The sequence below is a fragment of the Butyrivibrio sp. AE2015 genome, assembly GCF_000420825.1.
Lineage (GTDB): Bacteria > Bacillota > Clostridia > Lachnospirales > Lachnospiraceae > Butyrivibrio.
In genome coordinates, this window is record NZ_ATVR01000019.1 from 39,068 (window position 1) to 55,287 (window position 16,220).

Below are 16,220 nucleotides of genomic sequence, written 5' to 3' on the forward strand. Positions count from 1 at the left end.
CTCCTTAAGAACTATTTCATCTTTAGTTCCGGTACATCCAGCGTAAATCCTTCAGCTACCTTATTTTCCGACGCAGGGGCACTTACCGGCTCAGCATCGGGATTTTCCTGCTCCTTTTTAACAATTGCATAAGCGTATGTGCAGATAACAGGCATATCAGTGCAATAGATTCTTATCTCGTATACGCCCTCTTTGGCAGGTGAAGTATAAATACCATCCGCAGTGATCTCGCCGCTTCCAGGGGACGTAAGTTCATAGGTTATACTGCAATTTTTCATGTTATTAAACCTTACTCCGAAGAAGTGGTTGGTCTTAGGTCCCATAACAATTGTCGGAGTCTCAGCGGTAATTGACTTGTCATAGTAGTAATCAACCACATCACTCTCATCGCCTGATGCAAACTTAATGGCGATCCATCTGTAGGTGAGAACCAGGTATTCAACATCTCTTAAAAGTCTTGCTGCAACTACAAAGCTTCCCTTGTCATTTAGAACCCTTACGGCAGTTTCAGCATCAACCGACTGGCCTGATTCTTTGGAAAAGAGCTCCGGATTACCGTAGATCGTATTTCTGGCATTGGCTCCAAGAGTCTTGTCCTGTGAAATATACTCATAACCTATAGAAACATAGATATTTCCCTTTCCAAGCCCGTGAGCAATCTCTCCTGAATACCTTATATCGCCTGCCTTTGCATTCTTGCCAAGAGGAATCTCAAGTATTCCTGTTGCAAGATATCTGCCAAGGTCAGCATTTTGAGCCGAACTATCTTTTGTATCAGCTACAAAGCTTTCTTTTATTTTCTTTTCTCTAATGTCAACGTCTTTCACAAAGTACTCAAGATACCTGTTTTTTAATAGTTCCTGTGATGGCGCTGATATATAGTTCTTGATACCTATCTCGGATATCTTATCAATAATGTAGGTGCCTTCAGATCTGACAAGGCTTATATCTGCAAGCTTGATGTTTTCGCCTGCTTCAACACTCCTCATTTCCAGGTTCATAATGGCCGTAGCTCTGTTTACAAGCTCCATCGGAGAAGCGTCTGTGAGTTTTAACTTTATGGAAAAGCTGCTGGCACAAGGCACTGCCCTGTCATCTTCAAAAGCTGAGCATGACCCGCTCTTTAAGATAATCTCTGAATCGATGGCACTTGTCTTATCAAGTCTTACCCAGTACTCTTTTACGAAGGTCTCTCCGGCTGAAAGCCTGAGATCATCAATATCTATATCCAGAGTTTTCTCATCATCAGGAGTTGTAAAAGCAGGAAGCTCCAGCACTCCCTTGCATGAGATCTTGCAAGGATTATTTGTGAGCTTTTTGATCTCAACAGTTATCTTGAAATTGCGTCCCTTACAGGCTGTGTTCGGAATGATGATATTTCCAATATAGTTCTCACTTGAAAAGAGATTTTCTGTAGCCAGAAACTCTGTTTCAAGATCGTAATTTTCCTCATAGTCCTCACTGTCGATAAGTGACAGCTCGTATCCCTCTTTTATGCGGTTGTTCTCATATTCCTGTTCACCGTTTTTATGGCTCACGGAATACACAGGATGAACCTCTGTCTCCTTGTATTTAATGATCAGACTGGCAGATGAAGTTCTAAGATTTTCATACCCTTCTATGGATGAAAGCTTTAAAACAACAGAGCTGTCAACTACAATTTCTCTGCCAATCCCGTCGATTGCCACTCCGCTCTCAACCAGGATAGACAGATCATCAAGACTAAACACTCCAAGTCCGCAAACAATACCGGATCCATACATAAGGCTGTTCATGAATCTGGACTTGTTGACGCTGTAATTCTGTTCTGCCAAAAAATCAGCGCTGGCAAGCTCTTTTCCCTTGTAGTAACGGTTTTTTTCAAATGGATACAGACGATTATTACCCATTATTTAGTCCTTTCTATTTTTTCCTATTTACAAAGTCCCATATAATAGTTCTCTAAGAATACTGGTATGACCGGTTTTCTTGTATTCCTCATCAATAGCGCTGCACAGGTCCTCATGCTTTATGATTCCATCTCCTGCGGCCGCTTTGTAAGCTGCAGATAAGGCAGCAGATTTTATACTGCTTCCCGGCATATCTGCGTATCTTGCATATACTTCAAACTTAACGTCTTTAGACAACTTAACTTCTTTTGGAAATACCTTCTTCCACATAAGGAGTCTGTCTTTTTCCTGAGGAGCTTCGATACTTATGATATAGGTTATCCTTCGCTTGAATGCATTATCAAAGTTCTGCATTACATTGGTTGCAAGGATCGAAATTCCTTCATATTCCTCCATCTTCTGCAAAAGAAAAGCCGTCTCTGAGTTAGAGTATTTATCATTAGAGGATGAAACTTCTGTCCTCTTGGCAAACAGGGCATCTGCCTCATCAAAGAAAAGAACCACATTTGAATCTTTTGCGGCTTCAAACACTGCCCCAAGATTCTTTTCGCTCTCTCCCACATATTTACTGCTTATCTGCGAGAGGTCTATTCTGTATATATCAAGCCCAAGTTCATTGGCAAGAACATTGGCAGCCATGGTCTTTCCGGTGCCAGGTGGCCCATAGAGTGCAAGTACGAGACCCCTTCCATAGGGAAGCTTTTTGGAAAAACCATACTTATCAAGAACCGTGTTTCTATATATACCCCTGTCTATCACCTCTTTTAGCTTGTTTAAGGATTCATCCGGAAGGGCTATATCTTCAAAGGTATATGCACTTTCAAGTCTGGTCGCAAGGCCGTTAAAAGATACATTGCAGGCGCTTCTGATATTCTTTTCAAGGACCTGTCTCTCAACAATAAATCCGTCCTCAAAAGATTCCTCGGCATCATTTTTGCTTATCACATCTTTAACGCAATTAACTAAAACTTCTTTTATCTGACCGGAATTTAACCTGTACTTCGAGGTAATCTTGTCAAAATCCACGTCATCAGCAAAATAAATATCTTCGCTTTGAGCAAAATATTTATACATGGCAATCTGCTCTGTCTCGTCAAGTCCGGGAAGGCTGATCACATAGGACTCAAGATCAGAAATACTTCTCTGAATTTTCTTTTCACATCCTGCCATAAGGATATCTGCTTTATTTTGCATGTAAGAGATCATCTGGGTAAGAGCCCTTAAAACTCCCTGATCATCTGGATTTTCGCTATTACAGTCTATATATATCTGATATTTTTCAAGAAATGCTTTCTGAAGAATTCTCTTTAGTATCTTTTGCCTTATCTGTTCCTTTTGTGCCAGATATTTTTTAAGGTTTAGTGTCAAAAGGCCTTTTTTCATCTGGAAGGCAAGAAGCCTTACTGCGAATCTCTTTCCAATGCCTTTTGTACCTTCAAAGAAAATGATTCCTTTTTCCCTGCGAAAACCAAGCATCTGCACAACAGACCAGGCTTTAAAGAGCTCTTCTTTATGGGAAAGCATTTCAAGATCAATGCTCAAAAGATCCTCATAGGATTCTTCTATGCAACAAAGTTCTGCCTCACCAAGAGGTATCATTTTTTCACATATAAAGCTCTCTATCCCACTTTCGAGTTTCATTGGTGCCGACAGTGAGAGTCCTTCCGATTCCTTAATCGGCTCCATAAACACTTCATTAATAAGGCTGTTTTCCGATAGGAGTTCGCATACAAAAGAGTTCTCTGGGAAGATAAATCCGGCATAAAGGCAAATGTCTCTATATGATAAGGATTTTTTGGACAAGGCATTGTCTACCGACTCATAGAGGTCTTTACAGACATAGAAAATAAGCGCAAAAAAACTTATCTTTGACAGTCCCAGGTCTTTACTGTTTTCGTAGAGACTGTCAAAACAAGTTCGAAGCGAATCCCTATTTTTTCGATTGTCTACCCCTCCATTGGCAAAAGATATCAGGTCAAGCACAAATCCTCGCCAGTCGTCTGTTTTTTGTTCCAAGAATATGCCCTCGATACCGTTTTTTAATGCAAAATCACATATATATTTTATCATAATTAAGCGTTTTTATGTTTGTCATAGCATAAACAAGGCGCGCATCATTTTAATGCGCGCCTTGCCTGAAAATCGCTTGTACTCTGCTATTCATCCAGCATTTGATCCCAAGGGTCCTTTTTTTGTTTATTAAAATTTAATCTTTTAGCAGTATTTAGAAAAAGGTCTGTGAACCTGAAATTCTCATCCTGCATTGCCGGAATAAAGAGAATTGATGCACCAAGTGCTATGCTTATAAGAGTAATCGCAATAAGCCAGTTTCTTATTCCCTCAAACTTCTTGCCTGCAGAAAGAAGTCCTGTGCTCCTGGTTGTGGGAACATTGGTGTAGTCTTCTATAGTGCCTGCTATTCCAAGTTCCTGTGGATCACCTATTGCTCCTGCTACAGTTGGTTTTACTATTACTGTATAGTCAGAGGCATGTCCCAGCTCATAGGATACATCTCCGTTATTATCAACCTTGCAGCTATCTACAAGATTAAGTTCTCCCTTAGAAGGATCATAATAATACAGATTTCCGTAAAGACCTGCATTTACCTTATTTACATTCATTGTAAGTCTTGCGGTAAACCCAAACTCACCATCATGGGCTACATTAAATTCATAGTGCGGATAGCTGTCTGCCATCTGGCTGATAAGGCTGGATGGGATATTTCTGGAATTGGCTGTAACTCTAAGGTCAACTCCATCACTTTCTATTTCTGTAACACTTGTTCCATTAATGGTCCATCTATAGTCGTCCGACATCCTAAGGATAACATCCACATCCTTATTCTGAAGATTTGAGATAAATGTAGCAGGGACATTGCTTGTTCCCCTCATATCTATAGAAATTGTTGCACCTTCATCAGCTCTTTTAACTTCAGATGAAATTGAAGGCCAGGTGCTGGTAAGCTCCTCTCCGATATGGACATTGCCTGTGGCATCATATATATAAGGATCACGTTTTATCTCAATCTGACTAAGGTCGAGCTTTCCGCTATCTGACGATCCTGAAGATTTTTCCTTACTGCTGTTCTTATTTCCAGAAGTCTTAGAGCCCTGCGAGCTTCCGCCTGCGCCTGAACCTGATGCGCCACCTCCTGCTATACCATTTGGAGTTGCTGCAAGAGATGTAGCAGCACTGTTTGGTTTTGATGAGGCAGTACTGGCACCGCTGCCATTCTTACCCTTTTTATATACTTCTCCAAGATTTTCAACCTTGTCCTCAGCCACAGCATAGTAAATATAATTCTTGGTGCTGGAAGCAGGGATATCAAACTCTCCCTTTTCAGATGAATACCCTTCTCTTACAGCGCTTGCCTTGGGCTTATCTGTGGGAGCTGCTGTTGTTTCATACTGGATCAGATAGTACTTGGAAACACCGCTTAGTTTATCCTCTGCAACAACCTTGATATGAGCAATATCACCATCCTGTACCACCGCCATAGTCTTAATGGTCGGTCCCTGGGTATCATGAATAATACCTTTTGTAGAAATATAGCTGATATTTCCTGCAACATCCTGCATTCTGACACATACAAAGCTTGCATCGTTGTCAGATAGCTTAGGTTTACTGCTGTCGTTATATTTAATCCACTTATTTTTACCTTGGCTTTCTATATCAGAAGAATCTGACAAAAGCTTTGGAGAAGTAAAGTATTCAACTATTGAAATGCCTGACAAAACATCCTCAGATGAAATACTGATTTCTTTTCTTTCTCTTGTATAGAAAGCAATTTCTGTGGAAGTATTGATTTCTGTTGATGTATGGTCACCGACAACAACTTTTCCTTTAGGAGCAGTCCTGTCTATGTTGACGGTGGCTGTTATAGGCGATGAAAGAACCTCACCTGTCAAAGTATTCTTTAGATATAGCCCCGCACCTATTACCATACCTTCGCCTGTTATGGTGTATTTAGGCTGGAAGGCACCATCAAATGCGGTAGATAAGTTATACCCTGGAACTGTTACTACTACGTCACCGGTGTACCAGTCTTTCTTGGTAGTGCTGCTGTTATACATAACAGTGATATCGCCGCTGCTTCCAACAATTGAGAATTTCGTTTTGATAACTCCTGTATAGTTGCCCTTACCTGTCACTACTACAGTAGGCGCCTTGGCAGCAGTCTTTTTAGCAACTGCAGTGTTGTTTTCATAGGAAATGATATAGTCGATTCCTGATGAAAGCTCAGTTGTCCCATCAGTCACCTTGGCAATAGGCTCAACCGGGGACCCTGTGTAGGCATATTCCTCTAAAGGCTTTGTAGATTCAGATGACTCTACAAGTACTACCGTCATACCTGATATGTCCTTGGGCCTGATCCGGCAGTTAAGTGTCTTTACATAGTCGCAATACCCTTCCTTACCGCAGAATCTTACCTTAACTTCATATATATCCGCATTAATGGCTTCAGGAATTGTATCAGTTTCTGCTTCTTTTTCAACTGAGTACTTTACAGCTGTGATATTTCCCGAAGGGTAAGTTCCATTTAATGTAACAAGAGGTATTGATGCTCCTGTATACTCAGCGTCACAGGCTGTTACAAGGATCTCGCTTGCTGCTATCTCATCACCTATCGAAAAAGTCTGCGATAGAGAACCTGTATAATTGCCCTTACCAGTAACTACTACCTTGGGCGCATCAGTATCGGTAGAGAGCTTTTTCTCCTTGTTATTAGAAAAAGCTACAGTATAATCTGTTCCCTCTTTTAAAACATATTCTGTGCCGTCAATGTAGTCTGTAACAGTTACTTTAGGCTTTACTTCGTTTCCGTTATTATACTTAAAGAACTGATTGCTTCCATCAGAGGGTGTAAGCTCCATTGTAGTCGTAGAGATACTCTTTGCCACAATATTGGCTGTAACTACATTGGCAGAGGTCTTACCTGCGCTGTCCTTGCAATTGATAGTAATATCATATTGCCCGGCTGCTATGCCCTTTGGAATACTCTGGGAAGTTGTAGATGTTGTCTTACCTGAAGTGTCAGTATATTTTATAGCAAAATCTGAAATAGTGATCTTACTAGCGTCATAATCTCCTATTGTTACAAGAGTGTGCTCAAGGCCGTCATAAATGGAGTCATTTCCTGTAACAGAGATATCTATTTCCGCATTTGTTTTTGAATCCGTGATCTTGATTATGGTATAAGTAGAAAAACTGCTTGTTGTAAATTCTACTGTATCGCCATTTACATCAGCTCCAACTTCATCTACACTGCCGCTGTCATCGCTAAAATGAAACACCTTAAGCTCAGCATTTTCATCTTCTGAAACACCCTGGGCCATACCAAGCTGAGAGAATGTAACACTTACATCTCCATAACTTGTATCAGGTTCTATTTTTTCTCCATCTTCATTAAATATCGTTATATCAAAAGATATCAGATCCTCAATTTCCTTATCTTCAGAAATTCGTCCTGAAAGCTCGCCCTCTATATACTCAAGGTCATCTCTTCCGCCAAGGGCTGATACTTCAAGATAAGCGCCCTCAGGGAATACTCCCTCAGGAGCTGATACTGAAATTGTGATTCCGTCAATTGTCACACTCTCATTAAATGGGTACAGCTTTTCTTCTTCAGTTTCATCAGTGATAATAGTTACCCTGATGCGAGGAAGAACTGCATTTTCTGAAATCTCGTATTCATCAAGAACTGGCACATAAGTGTAATAATCGCCCACATTTTCTTTAAAAGAAAGGAACTGATTGTGAGAACTTGCGCTCTCATCCAAAGTCCAGGTTATATCTTCAAGTATTGCCCTTGTTCCCTCTGATAGTTCTTCTAAGTCATCTTCATCTTCCATAGCATAAACTACGGACATAGCTCTGACTTTATTAATTGATTCAATGGCACTTCCAACTATTGTGCCGTCAGTATTTTCAGGTTCTGAATTTTCAGGTTCTGCATTTTCAGGCTGCGAAGGAACCTCCTCTGTAGAAGGTGCAGGTTCAGAAGAAGGCTGCGTCTCTGCAGGCACTTCCTGTTCAGTTTCAAAGGTCGTCTCCGGCTCTGTATTTGCGGGAGTTTCTGTATTATCACCTGATTCTGTATTAGCAGGAGTTTCTGCACCATTTACAGGAGTCTCAGAATTACTAGCAGGTCCTGCAGTTGTCTCAGTATTTGTATCAGATCCGGTGTTATCAACGTCACTACCTGATGTTGCAGCATCTTCATTTACTGTTGCTTCACCTGATGCTGCCTCTTTATTTGTTACTTCGCCGCTATTATCTGCAGCGCTTGCAGCTGATGCCCCGTTTAAAGAGCTTTCGCTCGTTCCTTCTGTACTTTCCTGACTTGATGAAGAACCTGCCGCACTTGAACTTTCTGTAGATGCACTTGATGCTGCACTGGAAGCTTCACTTGACGCACTTGATGCTGCACTTGAAGCACCACTTGATGAATCTTTTTTACCAAAAGATAAAAAAGTAACACTAAGTGATGTTGGGAAAACTATGTCTGATTCAGATGAACCAACCATTAGTTTCTGATATGCAACTGACTCCGGAAGTGTATCAAAGTCAGTAATATACATATCCTCATATGGATCATCCGCCTCCGCTATAAATGTCCCTATACTTGTAGTCGTGCAGGCAAGCGCTGTGGCCATGCATATGGCTAAGGCTTTTTTAGCTTTCTTGTTCAGCATATTAATTCTGTTCATCAAAGCTCCTCCTGATCATCTGGTGCTTGTGACAAGTTCAACATACTCTGCCGGAAAGTCTTCCTTTGCAATTTCCTCCAAGTCTAAAAATTCTGTCGAGCAATAACCTATAGTATCTCCTGATGCAACAACCTTGCACCACTCATCGCCTTTTTCAAGAACATACCCCTTGGAGCCCGGGTACAGCCTCTTGAGAACCTTCGCATTTAAAGAAGGTTCTTCCCTGACTCTTAGATTTGATTCTGTATTATTTGTTACATAGGAGTAGTAAACAATTTCTGCTTCTGTTGCAGGCTCTGGCTCGGGCTCTTTTGCAGGTTTTTCTGCAGCCTCTGCCTCAGGCTCTACAGGCGCCTGACTGGTAGCTTCAATTGCAGCTACAACTTCCTCAATTTCTGTCTTGGTTTCAACTTCAGCTGTAGCCTCTTTTGTACTTTCCTCGGCCTTTTCAACTCTTCCAACTACTGTCTCAGTATCTTTGGCTTCTATGACTTCATCTGCGTACTTTCTGTTGAATACAGACAAGTCCCTGCTAAGAAATGCAAATGCAAAAAAAGCAACAAGTACATAAAAAACAATCATGAATATTAAATAGTTTTGATTTTTTTTCATAGCCTACCTCATTCTTCTTTTGCAGTTTCAGCAGGAAGCTGGATATAGACGCCCATACCCTTTCCCTGGCTGCTTCTTGCATAAATATTGCCACCATAATAATCTACAATCGCTTTTGCCTGAGTTAGACCAAGCCCATTTCCGCTTATCCTGTTACTTCCCTGGAAATTGAGTTCAAATATATGCTTCGTTTCATTTTCTGAAAGACCATTTCCGCTGTCTTTTAGTACTATAAATATATCGTCATTTATAGTTGAGATCGTAATAACTAAAGTACCCTCTTTTTGCATGTACTTTATAGAATTATCTATGATGTTCTTGAACATGATCTTAATGCGTCTGGCACTTGCTCTTACCTCAAGTGTCTCTTCTGTGGCCACAACATTTATTGTAAGTCCTGCCTGACGGGCAGATTCTTTAAACTCCTCAGCTGTCTCTTTTGCAATGGCGATAATATCCACTACCCGGTTTTCCTCTCCATCTGCTGCCGGAGGAAGGAGTGATGAAAAAGCATCATCATTAAAACTATTTACTCTCTCAGGTTCTTTATTATTTCTTTCCTTTTCAAGAGCATCAGACAGTTCCTTATTCTTGTTTCTCTCATCCTCAAGACAGAGCTCAAGATCATCCATCTCTTTTTTGATGGATGCAACCTTCTCATCGCAGTCCCTTACAGTCTGTGCATTCTCAGCACGCATTATTCCGATCTCCTGTCTGAGATCATCAAGGTCATCCTCATCCGTTTTGGTGCTTAGTGACACATATGTAAAAAGAATAAGCGAAATGCTGTGCAGAACAAAAAGAACTATGATCAGGTAAAGATCAAAATTAAAAAAGCCAAATATTACAAGTACATATAAAACACAAGATGAAATTAGTAGAATTTTCTGATCCCTGCTTAAGTTACCCCATGTAAACATCTGATAGTTTCTCCTTATGATTTATTTTTTTCCTCACTGGAACCTGATTCACCAAGCTTTCTTATGGCAGCTCTTATCTTTTCATAATTATTGTTTAGTTTCTGTAACCTTTCCTTACTCCTTGCGATTTCTTTATCAGGGAGTGCTTCCAGTTCTTTTTTGTAGAGATTTTCTCTGTCCTGTTCAAACTTAACGAGCTTATCAAGCCCAAAGGTTCCTTTCTTCATATACGCCTTTGAAAGAGACACCTTCAGCTTTTGGAGCTGCTCTGCCTTTGCCTTAAAGAAATCCCCGGTTCCAAATTTTTTATCATATTCTTCATAGGCATTTTCCTGCGTTATGTTACTGCCTTTAAGAAATGCTACTCTCTTACTGTATTCAGAGCCTGCATCCTTGAAATAATCATACTGATATTCCAGAATATCAAGTGGTGTTAAGTTATCGATTATATCCTTTGGCTCGATCTTTAGCAGCTCTTTCTCGCCATGAGTCTTCCTGAATACATCTTTTGCCCATATTACAAAGACATTATCATCCCCCTCAGCAGCGGCCTTATACTCCCTTTTTCTTCCGCTCACCAATAGTTCAAACTCTTTTAGCTTTTTCTCATTTTCCTCATGGACAAGCCTTCTTTCATAATCCATTATCATTTTCGGAGTAGCTTGCGTATTGTCGGTATCACTAACAAATTTGTTCAAAGCTCCACCAGCTTTAAGCTCATCAATATAGAACTCCTTAAGCCTCTTTCTGCGTTCATCCTCGGGAAGCTCTGTATATTCTTTACTGTCACGGAGCTTTGCCAGAGCCTCTATCCTGTCAAAATGATTTGCTATCTCCTTATCCCCAATTCCCTTTTTCTTGCGGGTAGCCCAGGACAGCTTTGAAAGGTCTCTTAACTTACTCCTGGTAAAATTGATCATTTCATCAAAAGAAATAAATGCTTTCAGATCTAATCTGTCCCACATTATATCTTTAGAAAAATGCGAGATATTCATACCCCTTTCTTTTCTGTAAAAGTCCATAATCTCATCTTCTGAAGCTCCGTTTGCCTTAAGGTCTTTTAACTTTTTCAAAATAAGAACGTGATTGTCTGAAAAAATAAACTCTTTGGAATAATGACTATCTATTATTTCCTTCTTAAGAGCCTCCAATATCTGCTGATCATCAGCTATATATCTTCCCTCCACAGCAGCATCCAAAAAGTCCTTTATAGGGGCTATTTTCAGATCCCCCATATTCTCGCCCTTATAGTCAAAAACTCCCTTAAAGTAATCTGCTCTTAAGGCATTTATCTCAGCATCTTTTATCTCACCCTCTTCAAGCTTTTTAATATCACTATAAAGGCCTGATAAATATCCTCGTCTGCTGCGATGTCTTTGTTCCTCTTTTACATCTCTGACACGTTCAAAATACGCTATCTGCTCATCCTCATATTTTATGAGTGTATCAATTTCAACATTGTTTTTTATTATTTCTTTTCTTTTATTATTATCAGGTGAAAAGACCTTCTGGCTGATTCCCGTATAATCAATACTTGCAAGAAGTTCATCTACTCTTTTGCCTGAAAACAGGTCATTCTCAATCCGATCGACCTTTCTTTCCTCATAATCGATAATTTCCTCTGAACTAGCCATTCTGTAGGCCTCTGCGACCACATCCGAAAGCTTAAATCCTTCCGTTCCAAAAAACCGCTTTCTGGCAGTTTCAAGGCTCGACTTTTTGTACGGTTCCTCCAAAGTCTCATACTCTTTTTTTTGTTCTAAGAGCATCTGGTAGATATCATAGGCTTTCTTTGTAGCGCTGTCCCTTTTCAGCTCCGAAAGCTCTATGTCGATTATCTTTTCAACATCAACAAGGCCGTTTATTATGGCTTCTTTAAAAAACAGGCTACCGCCATTATCCTTATAAAATCTGGCAAAATCCTTATTGGGAGTATCAAGCTTGTCATCTGCTATCCCGAGCTCTTCAAGCTTTTTCTCATATAGTTTTATTCTCTCGTTTCCCTCAAAGGTCTCCCTGTCTATCCTCTCTCTCTCTCGTTTTATAATGTTTTCATCAGATACATCCTCTACTTTTCTACCTTCCACCAGCGGCTTTGCAATGGTATAGCAGTAAGTTGTAAAATCGGGCCTTACCTCTTCAAAGTTCTTGATCCCATTATCATAGGCATAGTCAAAGAGCTTTTTTATTACTTCGCTATCACCGCTCCGTGCCTCTTTAAGTCTCCCATCCTCAAAATCAAGAAGGGCGTCTTTCGTTGCAAGCCTCTTTTTGGCCTCTATCTCAGCCTGAGTGTCAAAAGCCTTTGATATATCATCAAGTTTTATCTGCTCCTTGTAGTAAGTAAAGATTCCTTTTGAAACTTCATCTTCATCCTTCCCTTTAGCCCACTCTTCTAGCTTTTTCCTATTTTTCTCATGTTCCTGTATCTTGTCTTCAAGAATCGATTTTTTCCTGCTGTACTCGGCGGAATTTTTGACATCATCTATGATTTCTGATTCTTCATTGATATCTTCACAAATGCCTTTAGCTGCAGCGGTTAGTGTTTCGCCATCCTTGCCTTCAGTATTAAAGTCCTCCACCTCCAAAGGCTCACTTTCTCCCTTTAGTTCAGACTCCATGATCTGACCTGCATCAAGGTTAAAGCCGGAGTCTACCTCAATGTCCTCTTCAATCTGAGCTTCTACTTCAACTTTATTTTCTTTGGCTTCATCAGCAGAGCCTTCCTTCTCAGAAGGTTTCTCATTTTCATTTTCCTGACCAGCAAAATCAGCCTCCTCATTTTCCAGGGAGGCTTGCTGCTCATTTTCTTCAACATTCTCTATATTATTATCAATTACCTGTTTATCTTCCTGATCTTCACCAAATCCAGGCATTTTTTATCCTCATAAGAAAAAGAAAAATCATTCCTCGTCGCCGCTTGAAATAAAAATATCCCTCACATCTTCAAGATCCATAGTCCCATCCTCAAGACTAAGAACAAGATTTATATTGCTGTCTGCCATGGAAATAGCATTTCCCATTGCAATCTGTATCTGCGCATACAGGTCTTCATCCTTCATCCTGATCGGAAGGGCCTGAGTGTATCTGTAAACTATGCTCTCATTATCTCCGTCAATAGCAAAAGAGCCATAGGGAATGTAAAAGTTTATATAAGCAAATGCCTCATATAATAATGGGAGCTTTTCCCTGTCAATGTCCTGAGTAAGCACAATGACACAGTTAAAATACTGAACTTCATCATCGTCTGTGATCACCGGTGAGAAAAAGAATTCTCCAAAGGCTTCATCATCATTTAAGCCAAGTTCATCAAAAAGAATAGCAAGTACTCCATCCTCAATTCCGGATTCTTCTTTATCTTTTAGCACAGATGGTATAAGCTCATCTTTAAGCTCTTCGTTTGCTCTTTGTAACAGCTTTTCTCTTTGCTGCCTGATTTTCTCTTTATCCATTTAGCCCTCCGCTATTTATTTTCCTATAATCTTTTTAGACAAAGTTTCTACCGTAGGCTTATTCTTTTCGCCATCTTTTTTTGCTTCGTGTATCTTAAGGCCACATGCCTTAATGATATTTATATAAGGCTTTTTCTCCTGACTGCTCATATCTGTCCCGTCAAAGACCTTATCGATAATGAATCTGGCATAGTCTTTTCCAATAGATGAAACTGCCGAATGAACTGATGTGAACTTGTTTTCAGCCGCAACCTTTTCCCTGAGTCTTCTCTTTAGTTTGTATTCATCGGGACGCCCATACTTATATTTTTGGACAATTTCTTTATACCTGTTTTCTATGTCATAGTATTTATCAAAAATCCACTTCGCTATACTATTCTCTCTTGTAGCATCAAGTATGTTTGTAACTGTTGCATAAACAGCACTTGCTGCTGCAAGCGGTATTCCAAACCCCGGAAGAAAAGATGATGCAAGAGCAAGACCTGAAGTTATTGATCCGCAAACAAGAGTCTTTGCTTTATACCCCATTACTTTTTTACTTAGCTCTGCGATTTTCTGGTCATAGTTTTTCTCTTTTTTCTGCTCATTGGTGAGATTCTCATCCCCTTGCTGATCCTTATATTTATTTTTTATAGCCTTTACAGCACTTGTAGCCTTACTACTTCTAAACTTTAATACTCCGCCCTGCAATAATTTGTTACCGACATCGACAATACCTAAAACCTTGCCGAGTTTTTCCAAAAATTTAAACTTCTTAAAGCCGCCTTTAGCAATCTGATTTCCAATGCTCTTCACAGATGACAGAACAGAATTAACTGTTCTACCACCCGAGACCAAAACGTCAATAATGGCATTCAGTAGCTCAGGCGTACCGGAGTATTTACCATTTTTACACTGTTCCACTACCTTATCTAAAAGACCAAACAATGAAAACGGAGTGTAAATCGCCGAATTCACTATACTTTTTCCAAACTGTACTCCGCTCTTTTCAACAAAGGAAATATTATTTTTTTTGAGGATATCTGCAACAAGGTTAATGTAAGCAGCCTTTTGTTTCGTTTCCCTTGATTCACTTTTTGCAGTACTTACCCGCTTACTTTTGAAAAAGCTTTCCTTTTTAACCGGCTCATAATCCTCGTCAACATCGACCTTTTCGACACTCTTATCAAGGTACTGCTCATTTAGTACCTTCTTGTTACTCTCGCTTCCAAGCAAAGAAACAGCCTTGTCAATCTTATCCCAATAAACATAGTCTCCTGTAAAACGCTTGGATAAGATCCACTTTGAAGCTATCATCCTGCCCTTAAACTTATCAAGATCAGGAACATAATGCTTTTGAGAATATATCATGTCATTGCCCTTTTCATCAGGCTTAACACGCTTTCTTGACTCCACCATGAAATAGACAAAGAGTCTCTCCCTCTTTGACATGGATAAGAGGCTGAGTATAAATTCTGACCTGTTCTTTTTTACCTTATTTCTAAAACCGCCTACTATGCCACCATTCTGATAATTTCTAAGGAGCCATCTGTCGATTTCTGCAACTGCTCTCTCCTGTTCATTGGTAAGGCCCTCATCAAGCTTTTCATTTCTTTCTTTTATTTCATTTTTATTATCAAAAAGAGATTTCTTTTCTTCTTTCTTTAAAGCCGTGCTTTTTTCAGTGCACATAGCCATAAATTTAAGTTCGCAGAAAAGTCTTTTCCTTTCTGCCAAAAGACTTTCTATTTCTGCCGGCATTTTACCCTTATACCCGGCTAAAAAGTCATCAAAATATGCTTTGTGGGAATTAAAAAGACTCAGTTTTCTATTAAGCTTTTCTTCAGGAGTATCATACGGATTCTCTGCAAGCTCTTTAGTAAATCTGATATAGTTTTCATTTAAATTGATAAGTACTTTTTTTGCACGCTGTGCTTTTTTTACGCCTTCAGGAGATTTATCTTTAGCAACGGCATCAAGTTCATTTTCATCAGCTGCCAAAAGCATACTGGTAATATGGCTATAAATATTCTGTGCCATTTCTCTATTTTTTGATTTTGAACCGGTCACACTAATAAATCCTGAAACAGCCTCATAAAGGCGCATAAGCCCCTTTACAAAGGCATCATAGTCATCAGGTGTTGCTGCAGCAGTATTTTTCATATATTTATTGGCAACAGCACCCAGCTCATCTGCTGCTTCTTTAAACTCTGCAAGCACATTTGTGTCTATCTTGTTTTTGTCTGCTATAAGGACATTACAATCAGAGATGAGGTCAATAAACCCATCGGCATTAAATTTTTGTATTATTTTTTCTATCTCTTTTGGTGCAGTGAGCACCTCTTTAGCAAGCATAGCATTTGCTGCTACCTGCACATTGCTATTATCCTCATCTGCAATTTCTTTTGGAACCTTTACTACATGCTTTAGCTCGTTTTCCTTATGCTCTGATCCCGACTCCGAATCAAGGCCAAACTTTTTTTTCATTTTGTCTATTGTTTTGCCTTCGGCATAAGAATACAGGCCCTTATTAAGCATTTCAACGTTCTGGGCTTTTTGTTCTACATTCTGATTTTCTGGAGCAACTATGTTCTGATTATTTTCTTTGAACTTATTTAAACTGTTTTGATCGTCACCACCAAGCATTCAGCATGCCTC

At 39.7% G+C, this 16,220-nt stretch carries 8 protein-coding genes; all 8 read right to left on the bottom strand.

Features of this window, described 5'->3' with window-relative positions; all coding sequences use genetic code 11:
• Positions 1-11: 11 nt before the first annotated feature.
• The 8 genes from G585_RS0110370 to G585_RS0110405 all read right to left on the bottom strand — a co-directional run bounded on the left by G585_RS0110370 (position 12) and on the right by G585_RS0110405 (position 16,208).
• Positions 12-1,889 carry a hypothetical protein gene (locus G585_RS0110370; RefSeq protein ID WP_022774834.1) on the bottom strand — a complete coding sequence of 626 codons (1,878 nt, stop codon included), beginning with the start codon at positions 1,887-1,889 and terminating at the stop codon, positions 12-14.
• Between the two features lie 27 nt (positions 1,890-1,916).
• A complete protein-coding gene (locus G585_RS18975) occupies positions 1,917-3,905 on the bottom strand; it encodes an AAA family ATPase (protein ID WP_022774835.1) in 1,989 nt (662 codons plus the stop codon).
• Between the two features lie 140 nt (positions 3,906-4,045).
• Positions 4,046-8,599, bottom strand: coding sequence for a hypothetical protein (locus G585_RS0110380; protein ID WP_022774836.1), 4,554 nt, complete (start codon positions 8,597-8,599; stop codon positions 4,046-4,048).
• A 15-nt stretch (positions 8,600-8,614) separates the two neighbouring features.
• Entirely contained in the window at positions 8,615-9,211 is a 597-nt protein-coding gene (locus G585_RS0110385) for an SH3 domain-containing protein (RefSeq protein ID WP_022774838.1), read from the bottom strand.
• Positions 9,212-9,219: 8 nt separating this feature from the next.
• Positions 9,220-10,131: a sensor histidine kinase gene (locus G585_RS0110390; RefSeq protein ID WP_022774839.1), complete on the bottom strand. Its 912-nt coding sequence runs from the start codon at positions 10,129-10,131 to the stop codon at positions 9,220-9,222.
• Between the two features lie 14 nt (positions 10,132-10,145).
• The gene (locus G585_RS0110395) at positions 10,146-13,007 is read right to left on the bottom strand and encodes a hypothetical protein (protein ID WP_022774840.1); all 2,862 of its coding nucleotides are present in this window, start codon (positions 13,005-13,007) and stop codon (positions 10,146-10,148) included.
• Positions 13,008-13,034: 27 nt separating this feature from the next.
• Complete coding sequence (locus G585_RS0110400; protein ID WP_022774842.1) at positions 13,035-13,583, bottom strand: hypothetical protein; 549 nt, start codon at positions 13,581-13,583, stop codon at positions 13,035-13,037.
• 15 nt (positions 13,584-13,598) lie between these two features.
• On the bottom strand, positions 13,599-16,208 hold the full coding sequence (locus G585_RS0110405; protein WP_022774843.1) for a hypothetical protein: 2,610 nt from the start codon (positions 16,206-16,208) through the stop codon (positions 13,599-13,601).
• Positions 16,209-16,220 lie beyond the last annotated feature (12 nt).